Origin of the sequence: Rhodococcus sp. BE178 (assembly GCF_050433545.1) — a bacterium.
In the GTDB taxonomy this organism is placed as follows: Bacteria; Actinomycetota; Actinomycetes; order Mycobacteriales; family Mycobacteriaceae; genus Prescottella.
In genome coordinates, this window is the sequence record NZ_JBNPXA010000003.1 from 254222 (window position 1) to 280561 (window position 26340).

Annotated in this window: 23 protein-coding genes; 10 read left to right on the top strand and 13 right to left on the bottom strand. The window is 67.5% G+C overall.

Annotated features, from left to right (window positions below):
* Nucleotides 1–69: 69 nt before the first annotated feature.
* Entirely contained in the window at nucleotides 70–1380 is a 1311-nt protein-coding gene (glyA, locus tag J2X34_RS08165) for a serine hydroxymethyltransferase (protein ID WP_114718320.1), read from the bottom strand.
* Between the two features lie 42 nt (nucleotides 1381–1422).
* Nucleotides 1423–2667, bottom strand: a complete 1245-nt coding sequence (locus J2X34_RS08170; protein ID WP_429516521.1) for a DUF885 domain-containing protein — start codon at nucleotides 2665–2667, stop codon at nucleotides 1423–1425.
* A 150-nt stretch (nucleotides 2668–2817) separates the two neighbouring features.
* On the opposite strand from J2X34_RS08170, the gene coaA reads away from it, so the two are divergent.
* Nucleotides 2818–3750, top strand: a complete 933-nt coding sequence (gene coaA, locus J2X34_RS08175) for a type I pantothenate kinase (protein WP_429516522.1) — start codon at nucleotides 2818–2820, stop codon at nucleotides 3748–3750.
* Nucleotides 3751–3800: 50 nt separating this feature from the next.
* Here the strand turns inward: coaA and J2X34_RS08180 are convergent, their stop codons facing one another.
* Both J2X34_RS08180 and J2X34_RS08185 read right to left on the bottom strand, forming a co-directional pair.
* Entirely contained in the window at nucleotides 3801–4940 is a 1140-nt protein-coding gene (locus J2X34_RS08180; protein ID WP_429516523.1) for a serine hydrolase domain-containing protein, read from the bottom strand.
* A complete protein-coding gene (locus J2X34_RS08185) occupies nucleotides 4937–6271 on the bottom strand; it encodes a flavin-containing monooxygenase (RefSeq protein WP_114718316.1) in 1335 nt (444 codons plus the stop codon). Before J2X34_RS08185 ends, J2X34_RS08180 begins: the two co-directional genes overlap by 4 nt.
* A gap of 147 nt (nucleotides 6272–6418) precedes the next feature.
* Between J2X34_RS08185 and J2X34_RS08190 the strand changes: the two genes are divergently transcribed.
* Complete coding sequence (locus J2X34_RS08190) at nucleotides 6419–7054, top strand: TetR/AcrR family transcriptional regulator (RefSeq protein WP_429516524.1); 636 nt, start codon at nucleotides 6419–6421, stop codon at nucleotides 7052–7054.
* Nucleotides 7055–7061: 7 nt separating this feature from the next.
* Here the strand turns inward: J2X34_RS08190 and J2X34_RS08195 are convergent, their stop codons facing one another.
* Entirely contained in the window at nucleotides 7062–7829 is a 768-nt protein-coding gene (locus tag J2X34_RS08195) for an isoprenyl transferase (protein ID WP_429516525.1), read from the bottom strand.
* A gap of 180 nt (nucleotides 7830–8009) precedes the next feature.
* On the opposite strand from J2X34_RS08195, the gene trhA reads away from it, so the two are divergent.
* The 5 genes from trhA (at nucleotide 8010) to J2X34_RS08220 (ending at nucleotide 13310) form a co-directional block, all read left to right on the top strand.
* Nucleotides 8010–8678 carry a PAQR family membrane homeostasis protein TrhA gene (gene trhA, locus J2X34_RS08200; RefSeq protein WP_429516526.1) on the top strand — a complete coding sequence of 223 codons (669 nt, stop codon included), beginning with the start codon at nucleotides 8010–8012 and terminating at the stop codon, nucleotides 8676–8678.
* Between the two features lie 111 nt (nucleotides 8679–8789).
* Nucleotides 8790–10298, top strand: coding sequence for a wax ester/triacylglycerol synthase domain-containing protein (locus J2X34_RS08205; protein WP_429516527.1), 1509 nt, complete (start codon nucleotides 8790–8792; stop codon nucleotides 10296–10298).
* A 123-nt stretch (nucleotides 10299–10421) separates the two neighbouring features.
* Nucleotides 10422–10619: a hypothetical protein gene (locus tag J2X34_RS08210; protein WP_147283441.1), complete on the top strand. Its 198-nt coding sequence runs from the start codon at nucleotides 10422–10424 to the stop codon at nucleotides 10617–10619.
* 601 nt (nucleotides 10620–11220) lie between these two features.
* Nucleotides 11221–12138 carry an alpha/beta hydrolase gene (locus J2X34_RS08215; protein WP_429516528.1) on the top strand — a complete coding sequence of 306 codons (918 nt, stop codon included), beginning with the start codon at nucleotides 11221–11223 and terminating at the stop codon, nucleotides 12136–12138.
* 1025 nt (nucleotides 12139–13163) lie between these two features.
* On the top strand, nucleotides 13164–13310 hold the full coding sequence (locus J2X34_RS08220) for a hypothetical protein (protein ID WP_429516529.1): 147 nt from the start codon (nucleotides 13164–13166) through the stop codon (nucleotides 13308–13310).
* Between the two features lie 65 nt (nucleotides 13311–13375).
* Here J2X34_RS08220 and J2X34_RS08225 read toward each other — a convergent pair whose 3' ends face one another.
* Genes J2X34_RS08225 through mca form a run of 3 tightly spaced genes read right to left on the bottom strand, consistent with a single transcriptional unit; the run spans nucleotide 13376 to nucleotide 16609 of the window.
* Nucleotides 13376–15403 carry a thioredoxin domain-containing protein gene (locus J2X34_RS08225; protein WP_429516530.1) on the bottom strand — a complete coding sequence of 676 codons (2028 nt, stop codon included), beginning with the start codon at nucleotides 15401–15403 and terminating at the stop codon, nucleotides 13376–13378.
* 7 nt (nucleotides 15404–15410) lie between these two features.
* Complete coding sequence (locus J2X34_RS08230; protein ID WP_114718554.1) at nucleotides 15411–15731, bottom strand: hypothetical protein; 321 nt, start codon at nucleotides 15729–15731, stop codon at nucleotides 15411–15413.
* Nucleotides 15732–15733: 2 nt separating this feature from the next.
* Nucleotides 15734–16609, bottom strand: coding sequence for a mycothiol conjugate amidase Mca (gene mca, locus J2X34_RS08235; protein ID WP_174908942.1), 876 nt, complete (start codon nucleotides 16607–16609; stop codon nucleotides 15734–15736).
* A gap of 200 nt (nucleotides 16610–16809) precedes the next feature.
* Between mca and J2X34_RS08240 the strand changes: the two genes are divergently transcribed.
* On the top strand, nucleotides 16810–17235 hold the full coding sequence (locus J2X34_RS08240) for a DUF4307 domain-containing protein (RefSeq protein ID WP_114718552.1): 426 nt from the start codon (nucleotides 16810–16812) through the stop codon (nucleotides 17233–17235).
* 259 nt (nucleotides 17236–17494) lie between these two features.
* Nucleotides 17495–17989: a transcription elongation factor GreA gene (gene greA, locus J2X34_RS08245; protein ID WP_114718309.1), complete on the top strand. Its 495-nt coding sequence runs from the start codon at nucleotides 17495–17497 to the stop codon at nucleotides 17987–17989.
* 58 nt (nucleotides 17990–18047) lie between these two features.
* Here greA and J2X34_RS08250 read toward each other — a convergent pair whose 3' ends face one another.
* From J2X34_RS08250 to J2X34_RS08270, 5 genes are all read right to left on the bottom strand, one after another.
* Nucleotides 18048–19955 (bottom strand): SEC-C metal-binding domain-containing protein, encoded by a 1908-nt coding sequence (locus J2X34_RS08250; protein WP_429516533.1) that lies wholly within the window; start codon nucleotides 19953–19955, stop codon nucleotides 18048–18050.
* 57 nt (nucleotides 19956–20012) lie between these two features.
* On the bottom strand, nucleotides 20013–21374 hold the full coding sequence (locus J2X34_RS08255) for an NlpC/P60 family protein (RefSeq protein WP_429516535.1): 1362 nt from the start codon (nucleotides 21372–21374) through the stop codon (nucleotides 20013–20015).
* Nucleotides 21375–21536: 162 nt separating this feature from the next.
* Nucleotides 21537–22691, bottom strand: a complete 1155-nt coding sequence (locus J2X34_RS08260) for a cystathionine gamma-synthase (RefSeq protein WP_429516537.1) — start codon at nucleotides 22689–22691, stop codon at nucleotides 21537–21539.
* A gap of 60 nt (nucleotides 22692–22751) precedes the next feature.
* Complete coding sequence (locus J2X34_RS08265) at nucleotides 22752–23360, bottom strand: hypothetical protein (RefSeq protein WP_429516538.1); 609 nt, start codon at nucleotides 23358–23360, stop codon at nucleotides 22752–22754.
* A gap of 78 nt (nucleotides 23361–23438) precedes the next feature.
* Complete coding sequence (locus tag J2X34_RS08270; RefSeq protein ID WP_174908930.1) at nucleotides 23439–24824, bottom strand: cystathionine beta-synthase; 1386 nt, start codon at nucleotides 24822–24824, stop codon at nucleotides 23439–23441.
* A gap of 284 nt (nucleotides 24825–25108) precedes the next feature.
* On the opposite strand from J2X34_RS08270, the gene J2X34_RS08275 reads away from it, so the two are divergent.
* Nucleotides 25109–26326, top strand: a complete 1218-nt coding sequence (locus J2X34_RS08275; protein ID WP_114718304.1) for an acetyl-CoA C-acetyltransferase — start codon at nucleotides 25109–25111, stop codon at nucleotides 26324–26326.
* Nucleotides 26327–26340: the final 14 nt, after the last annotated feature.

Sequence of the window (26340 nt, forward strand, 5' to 3'; positions counted from 1 at the left end):
TAAGACTCGCCATGACGCCGAAACGGCCCGCACCCGAGGAGGGTGCGGGCCGTTCTGCGATCCGAGGGATCAGGCCTTGGGCAGCAGGCCCCAGTTCTCGAGGCCGTCGTACAGCGGGAAGTCCTGCGCCAGCTTGGAGACGCGGGCGCGCAGGGCCGGGACATCGGCGTCGGCGCCATTGGCGAGCGCGGTCGCGATGATGTCGGCGACCTCGGTGAACTCCGCATCACCGAAGCCACGGGTGGCCAGCGCCGGGGTACCGATCCGCAGGCCCGACGGGTTCATCGGCGGACGCGGATCGAACGGCACCGCGTTGCGGTTGACGGTGATACCGATCTCGTGGAGCAGATCCTCACCCTGCTGGCCGTCGAGCTGCGAGTGCCGCAGGTCGACCAGGACCAGGTGCACGTCGGTGCCACCGGTGAGGACCGAGATGCCGTTGCCGGCGACGTCGGCGCCACCGAGACGCTCGGCGAGGATCTTCGAACCGGCCAGGGTGCGCTCCTGACGCGCCTTGAACTCGTCGGTGCCGGCGATCTTCATCGCGACGGCCTTCGCGGCGATCGCGTGCATCAGCGGGCCGCCCTGCTGGCCCGGGAACACCGCCGAGTTGAGCTTCTTCGCCCACTCCTTCTTCGCCAGGATCATGCCCGAACGGGGCCCACCGAGGGTCTTGTGGACGGTGGTGGAGACGACGTCGGCGTGCGGGACGGGCGACGGGTGCAGACCCGCGGCGACCAGACCGGCGAAGTGCGCCATGTCGACCCACAGCTTGGCGCCGATCTCGTCGGCGATCGACCGGAACGCCGCGAAGTCCAGGTGACGCGGGTACGCGGACCAGCCGGCGATGAGTACCTGAGGACGCTCGGCGAGCGCGGTCTCGCGGACCTGGTCCATGTCGACGACGTGGGTGTCCTCACGGACGCCGTACGACGCGACCTCGTACAGCTTGCCGGAGAAGTTCAGCTTCATGCCGTGGGTGAGGTGACCGCCGTGGGCCAGGTCCATGCCCATCAGCTTCTCGCCCGGGTTCATCAACGCCATCAGCACGGCGGCGTTGGCCTGCGCACCGGCGTGCGGCTGCACGTTCGCGAACTCGGCACCGAAGACGTCCTTGGCGCGGTTGCGGGCCAGGTCCTCGACCACGTCGACGAACTCGCAGCCGCCGTAGTAGCGGCGTCCCGGGTAGCCCTCGGCGTACTTGTTGGTGAGCACGCTGCCCTGGGCCTCGAGCACCGCGCGGGGAACGAAGTTCTCCGACGCGATCATCTCGAGAGTGTCACGCTGACGCGACAACTCACCCGCCATCGCGGTGGCGACCTCGGGGTCCAGTTCGGCGAGGGACGCGGTGTTCACGTCGGTGGCAGGCACAGCAGTCATCAGCGAATCTCCAGGCTGGATTGCGGAAGTATCGCTACCAGTCTAAGGACGACCTCGGCCGAGCATCGAGGCGGCTCCGTCAGCGCTCACGACGTCGTCGCGCAGCGCACCCGGAGTGAGGGGTTCGTCGAGCAGTCGGCGGAACCGCTCAGACCGTTCGGGACCGACCGGAGCCTGCGCCAGCCAGCCGCCGAGCAGGCGATATCCCTCGACATACGTGCTGATGTACGCGCGCCACAGCGGCGACGACAGGAACCGCAGGCTCTGCCGTGCCCGCTCGGGACTCGACAGCGTCCACCGCTGCAGGAACGCCGCGACGTCGTCGGCACTCGCCCCACGATCGTGGAGCAGCAGCGCGGCGTCCTGTCGCACCGACAGCAGCCCGCTCGACGCGGCCGCGAGTTCTTCCGCCCGCTCGCCGTCGAACCGCAGACCCAGGTCTGCGTAGATCTCCTGCGCCCACGTCCCCCATCCCGCCCCGACGATCGACTCCAGCGCCAGGTCCGCCAGGCCCTCGGCCATCAGGCACTGCGGGGTGTTGACGACGAACAGGGTCTGCTCGAGCTGGCCCGCCCCGACCAGCCCGGCCTCCTTGCGGCAGTGCTCGGTGTGGTGACCGGGATAGGACTCGTGGGCGATGAGGCGCGGCAGGTTCGACATGTGCTGGTCGAGATCGGAGTTGATCGCGACCGTGGAGCGGTAGCCGCCGAGGTAGTAGTTGAACCCGGACCACGGCTTGTCGCCGACCACCTCGTAGTCGACCTGCTCGTGCTCGGGCAGCGCGTACTCGGCGCGGACGCGGTCGCGCAGCGCGCTGTTGAACGCCTCGACGCAGTCCTGCAACCGATCCGGCGGGATCCGATCGGCCGCGCGGTTCGCCTCCATGCGTTCGGCGAGGGTGCCCGGACCGGGCAGGACGGCATCCATCCGGCGGTGCGCGTCGCGATAGCGCTCCTCGTCGCCGGGCGCGATCCGCACGTCGAAGTAGGCGGCGACCTCGTCGACGAAGCCGATGTCGTCGGCGGCGAACTTGCGCGCCGAGCACTCCAACGCTGTCAGGTGCGCGTCGAGGAACCTCGTTCGCTCGTCGGTCAGTCCCGCGGAAGGCAGTTCGGCCCGCAGCGCGCGTGCACTACCGACGAGTGTGCGGGGGTCCGGCCGCGGCTCGTTCTCCACCTGACGGCGCAACGCCGGATCACCTGTGTAGGCGTCGACGAAACCCTCCTCCAGGCGGTCGAAACGTAGACCCAGCAGGAGGTATTCACGCACCAGTGTGTCGAGCTCCATGGCGGCTGACACTAGTCGTTTTCGCTGCGAAGCGGACCCGGCGCATCGGCGGTGTGTGGCTGCGAGCACAATTTGCCTCATGCACCTGCCTCCCCCCAGCACGCGCATGCACCGATCGCAGTCGAAGCCGCTCTCTCGAGAGATGCACCGATGGCACGGGTGAGCGAGTCCAGCCCCTACGTCGAGTTCGACCGCAAGCAGTGGCGCAAGCTGCGTAAGTCGACGCCGCTCGTACTCACTGAGGAAGAGCTCGTCGGGCTCCGCGGTCTCGGTGAACAGATCGACCTCGACGAGGTCGCCGAGGTCTACCTCCCGCTCGCTCGTCTGATCCACCTGCAGGTCGCCGCGAGGCAGCGTCTGTTCGCCGCCACCGCAACCTTCCTCGGCGAGAAGCACCCCGACCGTCAGGTGCCGTTCGTCATCGGTGTCGCCGGCAGCGTCGCGGTCGGCAAGTCGACCACCGCCCGCGTCCTGCAGGCACTACTCGCCCGCTGGGAACATCACCCGCGGGTCGACCTCGTCACCACCGACGGGTTCCTCTACCCCACCGCCGAACTCACCCGCCGCGGCATCATGCACCGCAAGGGTTTCCCCGAGAGCTACGACCGTCGCAAGCTGTTGCGGTTCGTCACCGAGGTCAAGTCCGGCGCGAAAGAGGTTGCCGCCCCGGTCTATTCACACACTTCGTACGACGTCATCCCGGGCCAGTACCACCTCATCCGCCAGCCCGACATCCTCATCATCGAGGGCCTCAACGTGCTGCAGACCGGTCCCCGGCTGATGGTCTCGGATCTGTTCGACTTCTCGATCTACGTCGATGCCCGCATCGAGGACATCGAGGCCTGGTACATCAAACGTTTTCTGGCGCTGCGCAAGACGGCATTCACCGACCCCAACGCGCACTTCCACCACTACGCAGCGCTCTCCGACGAGCACGCGACCCTTCAGGCCGAGGACATCTGGAACTCGATCAACCGGCCCAACCTGGTCGAGAACATCCTCCCGACACGTCCACGTGCCACGCTGGTGCTCCGCAAGGACGCCGATCACACCATCAACCGCCTGCGCCTGCGCAAGCTCTGAGGGTCCGGGTGTCCTTTGCGTCCCCGGTGCGGCGCAAAGGACACCCGAGGTCACAGCGCCGCGTACGCCTGGGCGACGTATTCCTCGGTGCGCGGCGCACCGAGAAGTTGCGGCGTCATCTTGTTCATCACGTACGCGAAGGTCATCCGACGGTCCAGATCGTTGACGACGATCGATCCGCCGTAACCCGTCCACCAGCACACCCGCCCGTCGGGGATCGAGGGATGGATCGCGGGAGCGGGCAGCGCGTACCCGAGCCCGAACCGCAGCGCGGCCCCGAGCACCTGGTCGACGCCGTCGGCCTGGACGTCGAAGACCCGCTCGACGGTCTCGGGTCGCAAGACCTCCACGCCGGAGACGGCCCGCCCGCCGTGCGAGACGACCGACTGGACACGGGCCACCGACCGGGCGTTGCCGTGACCGTTGACGCCGCCGATCTGAGCGCCACGCCACTGTCTGCTCGACGTCTCCGGGATCGAAATCGCCGGATTGGTCATCGTCTTGACGAAGACACTGTCGGCCGGCAGTGCGCCGTAGTCGAATCCGGTGGGCGGCGGCGCAATCAGGGGCGCGACCCGTGCATCCACGTCGGCGGGTGTGCCGATCAGGTAGTCGGCACCGCAGACCTCCGCGATCTCGGTTGCGAAGAACTCGCCGAGACTGCGCCCGGCGATCCGGCGGACCAGTCCGCCGACGAGGTGCCCGTAGTTGGTCGCGTGGTAACCCGACGCGGACCCGGGCTCCCACCACGGCGCCTGCTCGGCGAGCAGGTTCTCGGCAAGGACGTCGTCGCAGATGTCGGCGATCGTCACCGGCTGCTGCCAACCGCTCACTCCCGAGGTGTGCCCGAGGACGTGTCGCACCAGGACACCGTCCTTGCCGTTCGCGGCGAACTCCGGCCAGTACCGAGCGACCGGTGCATCGAGGTCGAGCAGGCCGCGGTCGACGAGCAGCAGGGCCGCAAGCGTGGTCATGGTCTTCGTCAGCGAGTACGTGTTGACGACAGTGTCCTTGGCCCAGGGGGCGTCGGTATCGACGTCGGCGACGCCACCCCACAGATCCACGACGATCTCGCCGTCACGCACCACGCATACCGACGCGCCCGCATCGATACCGTCGTCGAGATTGCGCTGCAACAGCTCTCGCAGCCCGGCGTAGCTAGGATCCGCGAACCCCTCGGCGGGCGTCACCGCGCCCCCACCGGCACACTCTGCGCCCGCTTCTCCCCGGCAACCATCTCCTTCTTGAGATCCCGGACATAGCGCGCGAAGTCCACCTGAATGGTGTGGCGGGGCGTCTCGTAGTACTGCGCCAGGCTCGCGGCGTCGTCGACCCCGATGATCCGGCGCATCTCGTCGACGGCCGGCGGCGCATAGCTGCCGTCGAGCACACCAGCGACGAGCTTGCTCTGCTGCTCGGCGAGATTGACGATCGTGGGCGACGCCTGCGCCAGACCCATGAAGAACAGGTTGTCGACACCGGGCTGCATGATCCGTTTGAACAGCGGGAACCGGTGCTGCGCATCGGGTTGCAGCGACGGGTCGTCGAAGAACGGGAAGCTCATGTTGTACCCGGTGGCACACACGATCACGTCGGCGGGAATCCTGCGGCCGTCGACCAGGCGGACGTGGTCGCCGTCGAGCGACTCGATCGCCGGAACACATGTCAGGTCACCGGATCCGGCCTTCGCGAGGAAGTCGATGCTCACCGACGGGTGCGCACCGAGGGGCTCGTGATCGGGCTCGGGCAGGCCGTAGTCCTGCATCCGTCCCAGCGACTTCTTGATCTTGCGCCGGGCAATCTTCAGGCCCAGCTTCTTCGGCATCCACGGCGGCATCATCATCTTGTCGGCCGGCTTGCCCTCGCGGTACTTCGTGAGGACCCACACTCCGCGGCGCGCGGAGACCCAGACGTGCTTGCCGATCGACCGGTGCGAGAGTTCGGAGGCGATGTCGAGGGCCGAGTTGCCCATCCCGACCACGACGATGTTCTTGCCGCGCATGTCGATCGGGTCGAACGCATTGAGGTAGTCGTGGCTGTGGATGATCCGGCCGTCGAACTTGCCGGGGTACTCCGGCATCCGCGGATCCCAGTGGTGACCGTTCGCGACGACGAGCGCGTCGTAGTTGCGGGTCTCGCCGGTATCCAGCGTGACCGCCCAGGTCCCGTCCGCGTTGCGGACGGCCTTCTCGACCATCGTGTTGAACGTGATGGTCTCGCGCAGACCGAACTTGTCGATGTAGTCACGGAAGTAGCCGTGCATCAGCGAGTGGTGCGGAAAGTGCGGCCAATCCGCCGGCACCGGGAAGTCCTCGAACTGCAGCCGCGTCGACGAGGTGTCGATGTGCAGGCTCTCGTAGCACGACGACATGCCCGTCGGATTCTTGTAGTACCAGTTGCCGCCGATGTCGTCGGAGGCCTCGAAGCAGTCGTAGGGAATGCCGTGATCCTTGAGGCGCTTCGCGGTGGTGAATCCCGAGCAGCCGGCACCGATGATGCACACCTTGGGCAGTTGGGGCATGGACGTTCCTCTCCCGCGCTTGATCTGATCTCAAACCTGACAGAACGTGATCTGCGTCATAGAACCGGATTCACTGACACACTGTCAAGCGACAGCTTCCACGGGCCGATGTGGAACGGGTCCGTACGATGCGACCGGAGGTGTGAGGTGAACGAGATCGAGGTCAGGACCGAGGCCGACAGAAGGCCGACACAGCGCGACGAACAGAAACGGATCACCCGACTCCGGCTACTGGACTGCGCGCGCGAACTGTTCTCGGCGCGCGGCTACGCGGCCGTGAAGATCGACGACATCACGTCCGCGGCCGGCTGCAGCCGCGCCACCTTCTACCTGCACTTCACCGGAAAAACCGACGTCCTGCGCAAGATCGGCTCCGAATCGATGGAGCCGCGTGCGGCGTCGGTCTACGCCGACCTCGACGAGGTTCTCGACAGCGGATCTCGCGACGAGTTCGCACACTGGGTCGGTCGGGCGATCGACTGGTTCGACCGCAACCGCGCGATCCTGCCGGCTTGGGACGAGGCACTGGTGCTCGAACCGGAGTTCCGCGAGGCGGCGCGCGATGCGATCTCGGCACTTCCGGACGCGATGCCGTCGTACTTGGCGCGGTGGGGAGACGATCGCAAACAGGAAGCCCGGCTGCGGATCGAACTACTCGTCACCCAACTCGAACGGTTCTTCACGCGATGGGCAGTGCAGGGCACCATCGAGGTTCCCCGCGATCAGGCCGCGGAAATCCTCACCGACGTCTGGTTCCCGGCGATGACGCCGCCGGCGCGGTAGCGGTCGGTCAGGCGCCGAACCGGCGATGCCGGGCGGCGTAATCGCGCAGCGCACGCAGGAAGTCGACGCGCCGGAACTCGGGCCAGTAGGCCTCGGTGAACCAAATCTCGGAGTAGGCGCTCTGCCACAACAGGAATCCCGACAGCCGCTGCTCCCCCGACGTCCGGATCACCAGATCGGGATCGGGCTGACCCGACGTGTAGAGGTGACTGTCGATGCCCTCGACGCTCATCGCCTTGACGAGGTCGTCCCCGGCCATTCCCTCATGGAGTTTCTCGCGGAGCAACGACTGCACCGCGTCGGCGATCTCCTGCCGGCCGCCGTACCCGACCGCGACATTGACGTGTGTGCCGGTGCGCCCGCGGGTGCTCTCCGCCGCTTCCCGCAACCGACGGGCCTGCGCTTCGGGGAGCAGGTCGAGGGTGCCGACGATCTTGACGCTCCAGTTCTGGCCCGGAGCGGAGATCTCCTCGACGACGTCGGTGATGATCTCGAGCAGCGTGTCGAGTTCCTCGGGTTCGCGACGCAGGTTCTCGGTGGACAGCAGGTAGATGGTGGCCATCTCGATATCGGCCGCGTCGCACCAGCGCAGCAGTTCGGCGATCTTGCGCGCACCCATCCGGTGCCCGTGACTGACGTCGGTGAATCCGTTCTCCCGCGCCCACCGGCGATTGCCGTCGCACATCACCGCCACATGGCGCGGATGCTGTAAACCGTCGAGACGGCGCAGGAGCCGTCGCTCGTAGATGCTGTACAGCAGGCCGCGCAACTTCACCTGGACATCACCACGAGAAGAAAGACTACGCCGCGAACCCCGCGCACCCGCGACGGCGGTCACAGTGTCGCCTCGGAGACGTTCGCCACCGCTACAGTAGTTACCCTTCCGTAGGTTACGGTTGCGTAGGTTTGGTGGCTCGGACAGTTCCACCAGGCGGAACAACGACAGGGGCACCACATGACGGCACTCGGACTGAACGACCTGCCGGTCAAGCCACGCATGCGTGGCTGGATCCACACGTGGTCGTTGGTGGTCGCGATCCTGGCGAGCGCCGTGCTGGTCTCGTTCGCCTATGCCAAGGAATCGCCACGTGCCGGCCTCGCCACACTGATCTACAGCGTCACCGTGTGCGGCCTGTTCGCGGTGAGCACCACCTACCACCGCATCCACTGGCGCACCGTGCGCGCCCGCACATGGATGAAGCGTGCCGACCACTCGATGATCTTCCTGTTCATCGCGGGCAGTTACACCCCGTTCGGCCTGCTGGCACTCCCGCCGCGCACCGGCGCGATCCTCCTGACGGTCGTCTGGTGCGGCGCCCTCGCCGGGATCGCGCTGAAGATGCTGTGGCCCACCGCCCCTCGCTGGGTCGGAGTCCCGCTCTACCTCTTGCTGGGCTGGGCCATCGTCCCCGTGGCCGGAGATCTCGTCCACGAAGCCGGGGTTCTGCCCCTGGTCCTGCTCGCGATCGGCGGCGTCCTCTACAGCGTCGGCGCCATCCTCTATGCCACCAAGTGGCCCAACCCGTGGCCGCAGACCTTCGGGCATCACGAGTTCTTCCACGCCGCCACCGCCGTCGCGGCGCTGTGCCACTTCGTCGCGGTCTGCCTGGTCGTGTTCGGGTAGAGGGATTACCCAGATTCCCCTTTGCGGAGAATGCGCGGAAGGTCCCCGAAACGCCCCGAGATCCGGGTTCACCTGCTTACCCTGGGCGGATCTGACCTGGGAGGGACCGTTGTGACGACGACCGAGCGAGAAGTGGGTGGCATCACCCGGCTGGCACCGCAGGATGCCGACTTCGTCTACCACGAGGGCGAGAACCACATCTCGAACTCGACGGGTATCTATTTGTTCGACACCACCGGCGAGGCCGCGCCGATCACACAGGCCGAGGCTATCGAGTGGATGCGCCCGCGCCTTGGCTACAGCGGAGTCTTCACCCGACGTCTGCGGCACATTCCTCTGGCGCTGGACTATCCATTCTGGGTTCCGGACCCCACCCTCGATCTCGCACAGCACGTGATCGTCGAGCCGGTCGACGGGCCGGGATGGGATGCCCTGCGACACCACATCGCCCGATTCTCGGGCAAATCACTCGACCTCACCAGGCCGCCGTGGCAGCTGCATTTCCTCACCGGTGTTACCGGCATCGACGGACTGCCCGACCGGATGACCGTCGCGGTCCTGCGCTGCCATCACAGTTCCGGGGACGGCCTGGCCGCCCGCGACCTGGCGTTGCGCATCTTCGGTCGCTCGGAGACTCACCCGCCCGTTCCGACGACGTCGGCGAACTGGTTCACGCCCGCAGAATTCGTCAAGGCCATCGGCCGGCTCCCCCAGCAGTGGCGCGACTTCCGCCAGGGGCTCACGACGTCGGGCGAGGCGGCGCGCCGAGTCACCGAACAGGTCGAGGCCGGCACGATCGCCCCGGCACCGCCACGGCGACCCGCAACCCGCTTCAACACGGCCATCACCCCTGACCTCACGTTCGACGTCGTGAGCTTCCCCCCCGAGGACATCCGCGCCGTGCAGGCAGCGGTCGAGGGCGTCACCTTCAACGACGTTCTCCTGGCTACGATTTCCGGCGCTCTCGCCGCCTACCTGGCCGAGAAGGGCGAAACCCCGCCGAGTTCTCTATCGACGCTGGTGCCGATGTCGCTGCGAGGCACTCGCCCCGGCGTGGCCGACCATCCGGACGGGAACCGTGCGAACCATCTCGCGCTGATGGCGGTGGATCTTCACACCGATATCGACGACCCGGTGCAACGACTCCGAGCCATCAACGCATCGGTCCGCGCCGAGAAGGAGCGGCACCGGAACCCGGATGTCCAGGAAGCCGCGTCCAGGATCGACACATCGCCGGCCTGGCTCCTGAAGCTCGTCATAAGCCTGATGGGTCTACGCAAACAGCCCGAGGGAACCGTCGAAACCATCAACACGATGGTCAGCAACATCCCCTGGACCGGCGACGACATGGTCCTGCGCGGTGCGCCTCTCGTCAGAAGCTTCGGCATTCTCGGAATCATCGACAAGGTCGGACTGAGACATCTGATCGTGTCGCACCACGGCGACGAGATCGAGATCTCGTTCTGCACCGACACCGCAATGATGCCGGACACCGATCGTTACAAGACCCTCCTCACCGAGTCGTTCCGTGCACTGGTCGAGCGCGCAACGCCCCCAGAGACCGAAGGACCTTCCTCCGATTCCCGAAAACTTTCTCGAAACCGACCCGCCATCCCGTGACACGTTGTTACCGTTCGTTTGATCACAGGCAATCCGCTCGTGATACACGGAAAACCGGTGTGCGATCCGAATTGCGTGCGGGATTCGGTACCGGGCAACACATAACGTCTTCAGGAGGCACAAATGGGTTCACTCGAAGGACTTATGGGAGCGATCTTGGGAAACGGTGGGCTCAACTCCCTCGCGGCCGATGGCCTGCTTCCCGCATTCCTCGGCTCCGCTCAGACCAGCATCACCGATGCCCTCGGCTCGCTGGGTGACCTCGTCACCATCGGCTTCGGCTCGATCGACAGCTTCTCGGCGCCTCCGGCCAAGGGCTAATAGCTGAACCGGGCCTACCAACCCCGCGATTACTAGCCGCGGCGGGCAGCATCGAGTGATACGGCCCGCCTCGATCCAGCTTTGACAATCGCTCGGAATCGTCTGATCTAAGGAGAGTCATGGGATCCATCTACGAAGTACTCGGAAATGTGACCGGGAGCCTGAGCGCGCAGATCATGAAGGGCATCGGGTCCCTCTTCACGCTGAGCGGCTACCCCGACGGACTGCCGAAGCAGTAAGACACTGGTGCCCTGGGCACCTCATCGGGGCTCGCGCTGTGTGCGCGGGCCCCGATTGTGTCTGTACGGCACCGGAAATGCATGGCGACGGACCCACGGGGAAGCAATCGCCTGCAGGACCCGGGCCGCACCGCCCTCCGTCCCGCAGCCTCCCACTCGTGGAGGGATACTGCGATGAGAACTTGCATGCACTCGTGACCGACGATCGCACGGCCACCAGGCATCTGAACGCGTCGAGCTGGGGAGATCGAACAAGTATGCAGCGGAAGAATATTCGAGCACTGTCCGCGGGACTTCTGACTGTAGGACTCCTCACGGCGCTTCCTTCAGTGGCAGCGGCCGAACCCGAGATCGGGACAGTCGTGCCCGAATACGTCCAGGTGGCCGCAGACGCGCAACCGTCGATCACCAGCATCACGACGGTGGACGATCGACTACTACTTCTGCAGGTCGCGTCTCCGGCTATGCGCCGCGAAGTGCCGGTCAACGTGCTGCTGCCCGCCGATCGGAGTCAACCCCGCGGTGTCCTCTACCTCCTCGACGGCAACTCCGGCCAGGTCGAGAGCAGCAATTGGCTCGATCGAACCAGGGGCAACGCGGAGGACTTCTTCGCCGACAAGAACGTCAATGTCGTCCTACCGGTCGGCGGTACCGGAACTCTCTTCACCGACTGGACCCAGGACCACCCGAAGTTCGGGCGGACCCAGTGGGAGACGTTCCTGTCGAAGGAACTGCCCCCACTCATCGATGCCCAACTCGACACCAACGGCCGCAACGTCATCGGCGGAATCTCCTCCGGGGCACAGGGAGCCGTGATGCTGGCCGCACGCGAACCACAGCTGTACGACGGAGTCGTCGGCTACAGCGGCTGCTACGTCACCGACGGTCCCGTCGGGCGCGCGCTGACCGATCTGGTCGTGCTCAACGGCATGGCCAACTCCGAGATGATGTGGGGCCCGGAGGGCAACGACGTCTGGCGTGAACACGATCTGTTCAGCAACGCGTCCGCCCTCGCCGGGAAGAAGGTGTATCTCTCATCCGGCAACGGACTACCCGGCCCTCACGAATCCCTCGACCAACAGGGCATTCAGGACCGGGTCGTCGTCGGCGGACTGCTCGAGGCCGGCTCCAATCTGTGCACCGACCAACTGGCGCAGGCTCTTCGAGACGCGGGCGCCGACGTGACCCGCAGCGCCCAGCCGGTGGGTGTGCACGCGTGGCCGTACTGGCGCGACGAACTCGGTCGCTCGTGGCCCACCATCGAGGCGGCTCTTCGATAGCCACCGATCGACCATTTGGTGTTACCCGGACGAACCGACCAGTCGTTGTTACAGTCGACTGGCACGCGCAATTGCTCGTGCAGAACTCGGCACTCGCATTACTGTCGGGAGCTCGACAGCAGTGTGTTGCCGCAACCTGTCGGGAGTAGATATGGGTTCCTTAGCGGACATCTTCGATTCCATCCAGTCGATCGAACTGGCGGGAAACACGGTCAAGACCATTCTCGATTGGCTCGGCGACATCGTCACGAGCAGCGAGGCCTGACCTGGCCCGCGGTCCTGCCCTGATTCGAATCATTCGACTGGCAGAGCCTCCACGAGGCCTGCATCTACCTGGAGGTAAGACATGAGTTCGCTCGCAGACCTGATCAAGATTCCCGTCATGAGCCTCGACGCTCTCGGCGTGGGAGCGCTTCAGTCGTTCCGTAACTTGATCGATTACGCCGGTCTCGCACTGAGCTGAGGCACGTCGCAACTTTCAAGACTCCGTGAGTGCGATTCCAGGGGCCCGTGCGTCCATGCGCGGGCCCCTGGCGAATTCACCTCGTCGACCCAAGAGCGACGTCGCCCCTTCGCCCGCGCGGGCATTCCCCGACCCGGCGAACGGGCAAGTGATCAATTATTTGTTTGAAGTGGCAGAATTCGGCGCTCCCCCGGCATTTCGAACCCCGAACCCGCGTCGACCAAATTCACCGAATTCACCCCACCGGCATCAACGGGTTGCTACCTTCACTCCGGTCACAAGCACATGCTTGCGATTGAACATAGACGCATGCCCGCACACAGCTGCGGACAATCGCGCCACCCGCATTCACATTAGGAGAGTTACATGGCTTCGCTCGAGGGCATCTTCGACGGACTCGGGTCGCTGGACTCGATCAAGGCGCTGTTCGCGACCATCACCGGTTCGGTCCAGGGCATCTTCAACAGCTGACGCTGTCGACTCGAACGCCCCGCTCCCACTAAGGAGCTTCCCCACCGTGTAGCGCGGCCCGGCCGCACTACAACCCTTATGGAGGCAATCCATGGACTTCGGATCGATCACCGGTCTCATCGCAATCCCCGTCGGCAGTGCCGACACCATCATCAGCGGCTACATCGATGCCGCCAACGGCGCCATCGCCGGCCTCACCAACTGGTTCAACGGCGTCACCGGCAGCCTCGGCTCGTAGAACGCTGATCCCTTCCAGGGATCGAACCGGGGCCCGTGTGGAATACCACACGGGCCCTGCACGTTTCAGCGCTCTTCGACCGAATCCCGCAGATCATCGACCCCGGTCACCGGCCGGTCGCACACGAAACCCCGGCACACGTAGGCCGTCGGTGCACCGTCGATCCGAGGCCGATCGGCCAGCAGCGGAGCCGAATCCGGTGGGCCCGCGATCACCACGGCACCGCCGGGCGCCAGTCGTCGGGCCGCTTCGGCCAGGTCCGACGGCGCCATCTCTGCCACCGCGATCTGGATGGGCCCCCGCACCGACGCCTCCGCGACCGCGAGCCAGTGCCCCGCCGAACGCGGCGCGCGCTGCAGGACCACCGCCGCACGGGCCAGCGAATCCTCCGCGGCCGCTGCATACTTCGACGACCGGTCCGCCTCCACCAACGCCGCCGCGGTCAGCAGCGCCTCCGCGATCGCCGACGCCCCCGACGGCGTCGCCCCGTCGAGAGGATCACGCGGTCGGGCCACCAGCGTTTCGGCGTCGTCCGCGGTGTCGAACCAGCTGCCGGCCTCGTCGCGATCGGCGAAGCGCTCGATCGCGGTGTCCAGCAGGGACGTCGCCGCGTCCAGCCACTCGGCCGCCGCGGTCACCTGGTGCAGCGCGAGCAGCCCCGTCGCCAGGGCCGCATAGTCCTCGAGGATCCCGGCGGGCTCCCCCACCGCGCCGGCGAGCGACGCGCGCCGCAGACGTCCGTCCACCAGATGCGTCGTGAGCAGGACGCGGGCGCACTCCTCGGCCGCGCGGACCCACTCCCACCGTCCGAACGCCGCACCCGCCTCGGCCAGCGCCGTGACGGCCAGCCCGTTCCACGCCGTGACCACCTTGTCGTCACGGCCGGGCTGCGGACGTCGGGCACGCGCGGCGAGCAGTCGGGCCCGGACCGCCGCGAGGCGCCGGCCGTCGGACGGGTCCACCGGCAACTGCAGGACCGATGCACCCCGCTCGAACGTCCCGACGTCGGTCACCGCGAACACCTCGGCCGCCCATGCGCCGTCCTCGGCACCGAGGACCTCGACCAACTGGCCCGGCGTCCACGAATAGGTGAGCCCCTCCTCGCCGTCGGTGTCGGCGTCGAGCGCCGACGCGAACGCCCCCGCGGCGGTGCGCAGGTCGCGCAACAGGAACTCGACGGTCTCCTCCGCGACGCGGTACGCAAGCTCGGATCCGGTGCGGCGAGCGAGGTGCCCGTAGAACCGCAGCAGCAGCGCGTTGTCGTAGAGCATCTTCTCGAAGTGCGGAACCACCCACTCCGCATCCACCGCGTAGCGCGCGAAACCCCCGCCGAGCTGGTCGTATATTCCGCCGCGCGCCATCGCGTCGGCCGTGCGCTCGACGGCACGCAGCGTCGGCTCGGCCCCGCTGCGCTCGTACGAGCGGAGCAGACCCTCGAGCAACATGGACGGCGGGAACTTCGGCGCACCACCGAATCCGCCGCGTTCGCGGTCCTCGTCGCGCAGGATGCTCGCGACCGCGCCCGACAGCAGCGGGACGTCGACCGGCACCCCGCCGAGCGGCAACGCACCGGCGCTGCGGCGCAGTTCGGCCACCACCGACGCCGCTGCGTCGTCGACGTCACCGCGCCGCGTCAGCCAGGTGTCGGTGATCGCGTGCAGCAGTTGGGTGAACGACGGCATCCCGCCGCGCGGCTGCGCCGGGTAGTAGGTGCCGCAGTAGAACGGGCTGCCGTCCGGGGTGAGGAAGCACGTCATGGGCCAGCCGCCCTGACCCGTCATCGCGACCGTCGCGTTCATGTAGACCGCGTCGAGGTCCGGGCGTTCCTCCCGATCGACCTTGATGCACACGAAGCTCTCGTTCATCACGGCCGCCGTCTCGAGGTCCTCGAACGATTCGTGCGCCATCACGTGGCACCAGTGGCACGCCGCGTACCCGATGGAGAGCAGGATCGGCACGTTGCGTTCCCGCGCCCACTCCAGGGCCTCCGGCCCCCACTGGTGCCAGTGCACCGGATTGTCTGCGTGCTGACGCAGATACGGACTGGTCGCATCGCCGAGCGTGTTGCGCTCGCGCGGCCCCGGCCCGGTCACGGAAGTCCTAGCTCGCCGGTTTCGCGGGCGGATCGTGCTTGGCCTGCGGGTCCTCGTCCGGCCGACTCGGCTCGACGACCTCGGCGATCGCAGCGCCGCGGTCCGTGCCCTCGTCCGCCGCCTGATCGGCCTCGGGATGCTCCGGCTCGAAGTCGTCCGGCAGCTTCCGCAGCTGCTTGTTCATCGAGCGGATGAGCAGAACGGTGCCGACCAGCAGCGCCACGATCAGGACGAGCCCCAGCGGGGATGCCTTGCCGAACTCGGGACCCTGCGGGCTACTCGGGGTGCTGGTCCCCTGCGCCAGCAAGTCCCAGGCCAACGTCGTCATCACTACTGCTCATCCTCCACAATGCCCGCGAACAGGTCGTTCTCCGGGATGGCGGTGTGCACCCGGGTCTTGGCCAACTCGAACTCCTCGGTGGGCCAGATCTTCTGCTGAATGTCGAGCGGGACCGCGAAGAACGACCCGTTGGGATCGATCTGCGTCGCGTGGGCCCGCAGGGCGTCGTCACGCTGCGGAAAGTAGTCGCCACACGCGATCTGCGTCGTGACGCGCGCCATCAGGTCGCCCTGCTCGGTCTTCCACTTCTTGAGCCACTCGGCCATCGGGAACTCCTCCCCGCGGCGCTCGTACTCCTCCTGGAACTGCACCAGGCGCTTCCGGATGAAGCCGTGCGAGTAGTAGACCTTCTGCACTTCCCACGGCTCGCCCGCGTCGGGGAACTGCTCGGGGTCGCCGGCCGCGTCGTAGGCGGCCATCGACACCTCGTGGCACTTGATGTGGTCGGGGTGTGGGTAGCCGCCGTTCTCGTCGTACGTGGTCATGACGTGCGGCCGGAACTCGCGGATCACCCGGACCAGCGCCTCGGTGGGGATCTCGAGCGGTTCGAGCGCAAAGCAACCCTCGGGCAGCGGCGGCTTGGGGTCACCCTCCGGCAGGCCGGAGTCGACGAACCCGAGCCACGTCTGCTGCACACCCAGGATGCGCGCAGCCTCGGCCATCTCCTCCTGCCGAACCTCGTGCATCCGTTCCCGGATGCCCGGGACGTCCATCGCCGGGTTGAGGATGTCACCGCGCTCGCCACCCGTGAGGGTCACGACGAGTACCTCGTTGCCCTCGGCGGCGTAACGGGCCATCGTCGCCGCACCCTTGCTCGACTCGTCGTCGGGATGGGCATGAACGGCCATGAGTCGGTATCCGCTCACGTGTGTCTTCACCTCAGCTTCGCGTGTCACCGGCGTGGCGTGTCGCCTGCAGTCGTCGACCACTACCACTCGTCGGTCGTCGTCGTCCTTCCCCTATAGTTCCACCTGACACATACGACCGTCTGTCGTACCCCCGCTACGCGCGGCAAACGGCGACTCCGACGGCCGTGCAGAGCACCACCACCGGCGAGAGCAGAGTGATGAGCAGTACGCCTTCCCCGGACCGCTACGGGTCCACCCGCCGCACGTCCGGCCCCATCCCCTGGGCCAAGTGGATTCTCACCGGTCTCGTCGTCCTCGCCGGCGTCGGCCTCGCGTACATCGCCTACACCAAGTTCGCCGTCAAGGAGATCGAGGGCGAGCAGGTCGCGTTCGACGTCGTCGACCAGACGACGATGAACATCCGATTCACCGTCACGCGCGACGACCCGTCCGAGCCCGCCGTCTGCATCATCCGTACCCGCTCCAAGGACGGCTCCGAGACGGGCCGCCGCGAGGTGTACGTCGGGCCGTCGGGCTCGGGGACCGTCGAGATCACGGCCCCCGTTCGCGCATCTCAGCCGCCCGCTATGGGCGATCTGTACGGCTGCAGTCTGGACGTTCCGGACTACCTTCACGCAGGCTGACAAGTGGACCGATCGGTCTTCGTTCGGATCGGTCGATACCCCTCATCGTGCTAAAATGAGTCAATACACGGTTCCACTCGGAGCCGTGTATTGCTGCATTGACGGCAGGACGAGTCTGCTCACGAGATGGGCGAGCCGGGGGTCTTCGCCACCGGACATTCGCTACGGACGAGAGCAGCCCTGCCCGTTGATCGCTGCTGTTCGCAGTGATCTGCCGAGGGAGTCCACCCGGACTTCAACTACAAGGGAGTGATCGAGAATGACCGAGACCCAGGTGACCTGGCTTACTCAGGAGTCTCACGACAGGCTCAAGAATGAGCTCGACCAGCTCATCGCCAATCGTCCGGTCATTGCCGCCGAGATCAACGAGCGTCGCGAAGAGGGTGACCTCAAGGAGAACGGCGGCTACCACGCCGCTCGCGAGGAACAGGGCCAGCAGGAGGCGCGCATCCGCCAGCTGCAGGAGCTGCTGAACAGTGCGAAGGTCGGCGAGGCCCCCACCCAGTCCGGCGTCGCACTGCCCGGCTCGGTCGTCAAGGTCTACTACGACGGCGACGAGTCCGACACCGAGACCTTCCTGATCGCGACCCGCGAAGAGGGCGCCCGCGACAACGCACTCGAGGTCTACTCGCCGAACTCCCCGCTGGGCGCCGCGCTGCTCCAGGCCAAGGTCGGCGAGACCCGCGAGTACACCCTGCCCAACGGCAGCCTGATGAAGGTCACCCTCGTCAGCGCAGAGCCGTACCACGCCTGATACAGGCGCACCGACGCAGAACCCCGGCCGAGGATTCCTCGGCCGGGGTTCTCTCGTTTCAGCTCCGGAGCAGGGAGTGCGCGCCGAGGAACTCGACCAGCGCCTCGGGTTCGGGATCCCCGGCGAGCAGCGCGACCAGGTCGTCCGCGGCGGACGCCTCGACCGGCTCCATCCCACCGAGCGCGAGCAGCGTCGCCGATCCGGTCGGCAACAGTCGGGCGCAGACCACTGCCCCGACGTTCAGATCGCGACCGGCACCCTCGTGCGTGACCTCGACGGTGTCGTCTCCGCGCAGGTCCTGCAGCGTCACCACGTCGTCGGCCGCGGCGACCACGGTGTACACCGACCGCCGCGTGCGCACCCACTGCCCGGCGAGGTCGAGTTCCTCCGCCGGCAGCAGCGCGCCGCGCCGACCGACGAACAACTCGAACAGGCCGCCCTCGAACAGCGCGACATCGACGGCCGGTCCGCCCTCGATCGCACGCAACAGTTCACCGTCGTCCGCCCCGGGCGCCGCATGGATCTCGGCGAGATCGAAGAGGATGTCGAACAGTTCCGGGGACCGCATGAACAGCTGTGCCTTGCTGTACAGCCATGCCGCCCGGTCGTCGGAGGTCAGCTCGGACCGACCGAGGTGGCACGCCTTGTACTTGCGGCCCGATCCGCACCAGCAGCGGTCGTTGCGTCCCAGCTCGGGGTGCTCGCGCGGCGCGAAGCGTTGCAGCACGTCGTGCAGTGCCTCCGATTCGCCGCCCTCGATCCGGCCGAGCAGTGACTGTGCGCGGGTGACGTCGCCGCCGTCGGCGGCGAGCAGTGCGAGGTCGAAGATCGCGGGGATCCAGTCGGGATCGTGGGAGAGAGCCTCGTCGTAGTACGACCGCGCGGCCAGGACGTCACCGAGCCGGTCGGCGGCCTTACCCGCCAGCCAACAGGCCGCGGCCTTCGCACGACGCGGCGCCAGGTCCACGAGTCCGACGGCCACCGCGTGCAGCGCCTCGGTCCGGTCGTCGAACTCGCTCACCAGCTCCAGCGCGGCGGCGGCCACCGCCGGATCCGACAGCAGGACGAACGCGTCGACGTCGGCGGAGATCTGTTCGTGCGCATAGGTTCTCGGATCGGCACCGAGTGCCGCCTGTTCCTGCGTCTGCCGCACCAGGTCCAGGAACTCGACCACCGCGCGGGCCTCGTCCGGATGCAGTTCGTGCTCGCGTGCGACCATCCCGATCTGCGCGGCCAGGCGGTGCGTGGCGAAATCGAAACCGCGCACCGCGAGGTAGTCACCGTCACGCACGTAGCCGGCGGCGTCGATCAGCTCGGCGAGTGGGACGGTGGGGGCGACGAACAACGCCGGGTCGTCGATCATCAGCTGCCAGACCAGGGCGTCCAGGTGCTCGGCGGCATCCTCGGGCACGATCCGGCGCAGGGCCGCGGTGAGGTCGGGCGCGGAAGCCGGTTCGCCGGCCACCCTTCGCAACTCCAGCCCACCGTCGACGGCGGTGATCGCGACGAGGTCCCCCGCCGCGTAACCGGCCAGAGCCCCCGGCTCGAGCAGCAGCCCCTCGTCGTACAGGAAATCGGGATCGGTGACACCCCGCTCCGCGAAGACGTCGTCGTCCAGCCCTTCGAAGACCACACGGAACCCCTGCTCGGAGTCGAACGCAAAGGTCGTCAGCGGCGTCAGGTCGGGGTTGGCGTCGAGGATGCCGGCGGCGATCTCCGCATCCGTGAGCCGGTGGGTCAGCGTCCGGCCCTCGAGGAGCGGACCGAGCGCAAGGTTCCGCCCATCGGGTAGGAAACCGAGATCGTAGTCGTCGAGTGCCTCGACGACGTCCTCGATCTCGCGGGCGGAGCCGTACCCCGCGTCGGCCAGACGCCGCCCCCACTCCTCGGTGGTCAGCGCTCCGTGCTCACGAAGAATGGTCATCGCGGCGTCGGCGATGCGGTCACGGGGATCGGGCTCGGTCACGGGGATCGATCGTATTCGATTCCCGTGACCGCGAATGCCACGCCGAGGCGCGGACCGTCACATGACCCGGCGTGCCTTCATGTCGCCGAAGACCGGCCCGACCTTGACGACATCGCCGAAGGTCGGGGCGTGGACCATCATCCCGTTGCCCATGTAGATGCCGACGTGTCCGGGGCCCCCGGCCTGCCAATTACCGAACACCAGATCGCCGGGTTGCGCCGCGGCCATCGGGATCTCGGTGCCGACCCCCCACTGCGTCTCCGACGTGCGCGGCAGTGCGACCTTGCCGCCGCTGGCGGCGAACACCGCGAACGACGTCAGACCCGAGCAGTCGAAGCCACCCATCGACGGTCCGCTGATATTGCCGCCGCCCCACACGTACGGCAGACCGAGGTAGCGCATCGCGAGCTGCACGACCGCGCCCCCGATGCCCGACGTCGGGAGAGTGATGTTGCCGAGGTCGAGGTTCGCGAACGGCGACAGCAACTGCTCGAACTGGCCCTCCGACGCGCGGATCTTCTGCACGTACGGCCCGCTCTGGTCGGCCGCGTCGTCGACACCCGACGGCACACCACCCGCCTTGCGCACCGCGCGGGTGCCGGCGTTGAACGCGGCGAGCGCGAGATCGAGGGTGTCGCCCTGGACCAGGCCCTCCTGCTTCCACGCGTCGACCTGCGCATAGTTGTCGCACAGCATGTGTCCCGCGGCCATCACCGAGTCGGCGACACCGAGGATGTCGGCCGTGCCGTCACCGTCGGCGTCCTTGCCGTACTTGGCCCACTCGCTCGGCATGAACTTCGCGGGACCACGCCCACCGGCGAGCGAGACCGGAGCCGTCGGACCGTAGCGGAAGTCGTTCTCCACCGAGAACAGCGCCGCGAGGGTGGGCGCCTTGACGCCCCCACAGATCTCGCCGGCCTGACGCAGCCACGGCGCGAACACCGCGATCGAACCGACCTGCCCGAGGAGATTGCCGGGCGGGAGTACCGCCGACAGCGACGGCAATGTCAGACCGCCGACACCGGGCAGCGTGATCGTGGGAGCGGTGTTCGCGCCGACAGCGGGAGGGATCACGGTCGGCACCGCCGCGGGGGGTGTGGCGACCGGCGGGGCAGGTTCGGGCGCGGGAGCCTCCGGCGTCGGGACCACATCGGTGGACGGCAGCGCGTCGGGGGCCTTCGGAGCTTCGAGGGCGGGTATGACCCTGACGAGATCGGTCGCCGCCTGCTCCCGCATTTCGGGTGGGAGCAGCGCGACGATGCTGTTCACCGGTTCCACGAGCTGCGGCGCGGACTGCACGGCGGCGGGCGCTTGTGGGGCTTCGGGAGCCGGGTCGGGTGTTGCATTCGCAACCGCGGGGAACGCGACACCTGCTACTGCTGCGACAGCCACGATCGCGGCTGCGGGCTCCCATGTCATACACCGCTCCTGGGGGTCGTGCTTGTCCGAGGACTCACGGTAACGGGCAAACAGACTGCCGCGGGCGGGATTCAGGAAACCCTCAGTGTTTCGCGCACTTGTCGTCGACCGGTGTTCACCGAACACGACGACAAGTGCGCGAAACGCGAGATCAGCGCGGGATCAGCCGAGCGCCTGCTCCACATCGGCGAGCAGATCGGCCGCATCCTCGATACCCACGGACAGGCGCACCAGATCCTCCGGCACCTCCAGCGCGGAGCCCGCGGTGGACGCGTGCGTCATCGCGCCCGGATGCTCGATGAGCGACTCGACGCCGCCCAGGGACTCGGCGAGCGTGAAGATCTGGGTGCGCGAGCAGAAGTCGAGCGCGGCCTGCTTGCCACCCTTCAGTCGCACCGAGATCATGCCGCCGAAGCGCCGCATCTGCTTGGCCGCCACCACGTGGCCGGGGTGCGACTCGAGGCCCGGGTAGATGACCTGGGAGATCGCGGCGTGGCCGGTGAGCAGATCGACGATCTTCTCGGCGTTGTCGCTGTGCCGTTCCATGCGCAGCGCGAGGGTCTTGATGCCGCGCATCGTCAGGAAGGCGTCGAACGGTCCCGGGACCGCACCCGCGCCGTTCTGCAGGAACGCGAACTTCGTATCCAGTTCCTCGTCGTTCGTCACGAGCGCGCCGCCCACGACGTCGGAGTGTCCGCCGATGTACTTCGTCGTGGAGTGCAACGCGATGTCCGCACCCAACTGCAACGGCTGCTGCAGGTACGGCGACGCAAAGGTGTTGTCCACCACCAGCTTTGCCCCGGCGGCGTGTGCCACCTCGGAGATGGCGGCGATATCGCCGATGTTGAGCAGCGGGTTGGTGGGGGTCTCGACCCACACCAGCTTCGTGTTCGGCCGGATCGCGGCGCGGACGGCGTCGACGTCGGACACCTCGGCGGGGGTGTACTCGATGCCCCACTGGGTGAAGACCTTGTCGATGAGCCGGAACGTGCCGCCGTAGGCGTCGTTCGGGATCACCAGGTGATCGCCCGGGCGCAGCATCGACCGCAGCACGCAGTCGGTGGCCGCCATCCCCGAACCGAACGCCCGCCCGAACGTGCCCGACTCGAGCGCCGCGAGGTTCGCCTCGAGGGGGCGACGGGTCGGGTTGCCGGTGCGCGCGTACTCGAAGCCGCCGCGCATCCCGCCGACGCCGTCCTGGGCGAAGGTGGAACTGGCGTAGATCGGCACGTTGACCGCACCGGTCTGCGGGTCGGGCTCGTACCCCGCGTGGATGGCCTTGGTGGAGAAACCGCTGGAGAATCCCTGCTCGCTCATGGCGACCAGCCTAGCGACCCGGGCCGCCGCACCCGTCCTCCGGCCGTCGGCCCACCCGCCTCAGTTCGACATGGCCGCGCCGACCGCGAGAACGACCTCCACGGCCTGCTCCTTCGACACGTCCGCCCCGTCGGGAACGATGAGGAGAATCTGCGCGCCGGGCAACGACAACGCCACATCGCGACCACCCAGTGGGGTCGAGACGTAGCCACCCAGCCGTTCCGCGGCAGGAGACGACACGAACCTGTCGGGCCGCTCCTTCGCCAAGTAGTCCCGGGTCCGGGCCAGCTGTTCGGCGGTCTGGTCCACGGAGTTGACGGAGACGGTGACCGCCTTCGTCAAGCCCCCGGCACCGGACTGGTTGAACCAGCACATGGTCGATCCGCCGTCGACCGAGGGAGTCCGGTCCAACCGGTAGCCCTTCAGCACGCCCAGCACCGGCTTCTCGATCTCGGCGCACGTCGGCGGCTTCGACACCTGGACGGCAGCGCCGCCCGGCACCCGCGGCTCGGTCGCCGGCGAGCCCGAATCGCTGTCGGGCGATCCCGCCACGACCATGCTGTCGCCCTGTGCCTGCGGCGTCCCCTCGATCGTGCTCCCGCACGCCGAACCCGACATCACCACCGCCGCAAGACATGCGGCAGCCCCCACTGCTCTCCCCCATTGCATGCCGAGAGCGTAACCGAGCCCCGAAACGGGAGAATCCCCGACGGTGTCCGTCGGGGATTCTCCGTGAAACTCGCGGCGTTACGCGCCAGCGCTGAGGAAACCGAGCAGGTCGTGCCGGGTGATCACGCCGACGGGCTTGCCGTCGTCGACCACCATGAGCGCATCCGTGTCGCCGAGGGCCTTCGTCGCCGACGACACCGGCTCGCCCGCACCGATCAGCGGGAACGGCTTGCTCATGTGCTTCTCCACCGGGTCGGCGAGAGCGGCCCGGCCCTCGAAGACCGCACTGAGCAGGTCGCGCTCGGACACGCTGCCCGCGACCTCGCCCGCCATGACGGGCGGTTCCGCGCCGACGACCGGCATCTGCGAGACGCCGTACTCGCGCAGGATCTCGATCGCGTCGCGCAGGGTCTCGGACGGGTGCGTGTGCACGAGGTCCGGCAGCTCACCGGACTTGCCGCGCAGCACGTCGCCGACGGTCTGCTCGCCGGTCGAGCCGTCGAGGCGGCTGCGCAGGAAGCCGTACGACGACATCCACTCGTCGTTGAAGATCTTCGACAGGTAGCCGCGGCCACCGTCGGGCAGGAGCACGACGACGACCGCGTCGGGGCCCTCACGCTCGGCGACCTTGAGCGCCGCAACGACGGCCATGCCGCACGAGCCGCCGACCAGCAGGCCCTCCTCGCGGGCGAGACGACGGGTCATCTCGAAGGAGTCGGCGTCGGAGACGGCGATGATCTCGTCCGGAACCGACGGGTCGTAGGCGGTGGGCCAGAAGTCCTCGCCGACACCCTCGACCAGGTACGGCCGTCCGGTGCCGCCCGAGTACACCGAGCCCTCGGGATCGGCGCCGATGACCTTGACCTTGCCGCCCGAGATCTCCTTGAGGTAGCGACCGGTGCCGGTGATGGTGCCGCCGGTGCCGACGCCGGCGACGAAGTGCGTCACCTTGCCCTCGGTGTCCCGCCAGATCTCGGGCCCGGTGGTCTCGTAGTGGCTGTCGGGTCCGCCCGGGTTGGCGTACTGGTTGGGCTTCCAGGCGCCGGGGATCTCCTTCACCAGACGGTCGGAGACGTTGTAGTAGCTGTCCGGGTGCTCGGGAGCGACCGCGGTGGGGCACACCACGACCTCGGCGCCGTATGCACGCAGCACGTTGCGCTTGTCCTCGCTGACCTTGTCGGGGCAGACGAACACACACTTGTAGCCGCGCTTCTGCGCGACCAGGGCCAGGCCGACGCCGGTGTTGCCGGACGTGGGCTCGACGATGGTGCCACCCGGCTTCAGCTCGCCCGACGCCTCGGCGGCGTCGATCATCTTGACCGCGATGCGGTCCTTGGAGCTGCCGCCCGGATTGAGGTATTCGACCTTGGCAGCAACCAGCCCGGAGTTCTCGCCGACGACGGAGGACAGCTTGACCAGAGGGGTGTTGCCGATGAGATCGACGACATGATCCGCGATGCGCATGACCCCATGCTTCCAGATCCGATTCGGACACGTGTCGCGAAGGGTCCTTACCTGCGCGAAACCGCCCCGGCACGGGCTCTCGCTGAGTGGGACGGGCGTTCGTCACTCGACTTCCGGGAACGTGTTTCAGAACCGCGTGCATCCGACCAGGTCGCGGCCCCTGCGGCCGAGCAAAACCCGCGGTAGGACGAGTTCCGGGCCGCCGACGACTGACTGCCGCGTGGTGATGTGGCGCAGGCAACGTAAGTTCATGGTCGAAGAGACCAACGTACGAAGGAGTTTCCATGCCCGAGGCAGTCATTGTCTCCGTTGCCCGCTCGCCCATCGGCCGCGCCATGAAGGGCTCGCTGGCGAGCATGCGTCCGGACGACCTCGCCGCGCAGATGGTTGCCGCCGCGCTGGCCAAGGTTCCTGAGCTCGACCCCACCGAGATCGACGACCTGCTGCTCGGCTGTGGCCTGCCCGGCGGCAAGGCCGGCTTCAACATGGGCCGTATCGTCGCCATCAAGCTCGGCTACGACACCCTGCCCGGCACCACGATCACCCGCTACTGCTCGTCGTCGTTGCAGACCACCCGTATGGCCCTGCACGCGATCAAGGCCGGCGAGGGTGACGTCTTCATCTCCGCCGGTGTCGAGTCGGTGTCGAGCTTCGCCGCCGGCAACTCGGACTCGCTGCCGGACACGAAGAACCCGTTCTTCGCCGAGGCCATGGAGCGCACCGCGACCGCCGCCCAGGGTGGCGTCCAGTGGAGCGACCCGCGGTCGAACGGCATCGTCCCCGACGCGTACATCGCGATGGGCCAGACCGCCGAGAACGTCGCGCAGCTGACCGGCATCTCCCGCGAGGACCAGGACCGCTGGGGCGTCCGCTCGCAGAACCGCGCGGAGGAGGCCATCAAGGCCGGCTTCTTCGAGCGCGAGATCACCCCGGTCACCCTCGCCGACGGCACCGTCGTCAGCACCGACGACGGCCCGCGCGCCGGCGTCACGTACGACGCCGTCAGCCAGCTCAAGCCGGTCTTCCGCCCCGACGGCACCGTCAACGCCGGCAACTGCTGCCCGCTCAACGACGGCGCTGCCGCGCTGGTCATCATGAGCGACACCAAGGCCAAGGAGCTGGGCCTGACCCCGCTGGCCCGCGTCGTCTCCACCGGTGTCTCCGGCCTGTCCCCCGAGATCATGGGCCTGGGCCCGATCGAGGCCACCAAGAAGGCCCTCGCGCTCGCCGGCAAGTCGGTCAGCGACATCGATCTGTTCGAGATCAACGAGGCCTTCGCCGTGCAGGTCCTCGGCTCCGCCCGCGAGCTGAAGATCGACGAGGACAAGCTGAACGTCTCCGGTGGCGCCATCGCCGTCGGCCACCCGTTCGGCATGACCGGCGCCCGCATCACCGCGACGCTGATCAACAACCTGCAGACCCACGACAAGCAGTTCGGTGTCGAGACCATGTGCGTCGGCGGCGGCCAGGGCATGGCAATGGTGCTGGAGCGCCTGAGCTAGTCCTCACCTGATTC

Bases quoted from the DNA above. Each gene is read 5' to 3' on its own strand.
- glyA (WP_114718320.1), bottom strand. From the start codon at position 1,380: ATGACTGCTGTGCCTGCCACCGACGTGAACACCGCGTCCCTCGCCGAA.
- J2X34_RS08170 (WP_429516521.1), bottom strand. From the start codon at position 2,667: ATGGAGCTCGACACACTGGTGCGTGAATACCTCCTGCTGGGTCTACGT.
- coaA (WP_429516522.1), top strand. From the start codon at position 2,818: ATGGCACGGGTGAGCGAGTCCAGCCCCTACGTCGAGTTCGACCGCAAG.
- J2X34_RS08185 (WP_114718316.1), bottom strand. From the start codon at position 6,271: ATGCCCCAACTGCCCAAGGTGTGCATCATCGGTGCCGGCTGCTCGGGA.
- trhA (WP_429516526.1), top strand. From the start codon at position 8,010: ATGACGGCACTCGGACTGAACGACCTGCCGGTCAAGCCACGCATGCGT.
- J2X34_RS08210 (WP_147283441.1), top strand. From the start codon at position 10,422: ATGGGTTCACTCGAAGGACTTATGGGAGCGATCTTGGGAAACGGTGGG.
- J2X34_RS08220 (WP_429516529.1), top strand. From the start codon at position 13,164: ATGGACTTCGGATCGATCACCGGTCTCATCGCAATCCCCGTCGGCAGT.
- J2X34_RS08230 (WP_114718554.1), bottom strand. From the start codon at position 15,731: ATGACGACGTTGGCCTGGGACTTGCTGGCGCAGGGGACCAGCACCCCG.
- J2X34_RS08240 (WP_114718552.1), top strand. From the start codon at position 16,810: ATGAGCAGTACGCCTTCCCCGGACCGCTACGGGTCCACCCGCCGCACG.
- greA (WP_114718309.1), top strand. From the start codon at position 17,495: ATGACCGAGACCCAGGTGACCTGGCTTACTCAGGAGTCTCACGACAGG.
- J2X34_RS08255 (WP_429516535.1), bottom strand. From the start codon at position 21,374: ATGACATGGGAGCCCGCAGCCGCGATCGTGGCTGTCGCAGCAGTAGCA.
- J2X34_RS08260 (WP_429516537.1), bottom strand. From the start codon at position 22,691: ATGAGCGAGCAGGGATTCTCCAGCGGTTTCTCCACCAAGGCCATCCAC.
- J2X34_RS08265 (WP_429516538.1), bottom strand. From the start codon at position 23,360: ATGCAATGGGGGAGAGCAGTGGGGGCTGCCGCATGTCTTGCGGCGGTG.
- J2X34_RS08270 (WP_174908930.1), bottom strand. From the start codon at position 24,824: ATGCGCATCGCGGATCATGTCGTCGATCTCATCGGCAACACCCCTCTG.
- J2X34_RS08275 (WP_114718304.1), top strand. From the start codon at position 25,109: ATGCCCGAGGCAGTCATTGTCTCCGTTGCCCGCTCGCCCATCGGCCGC.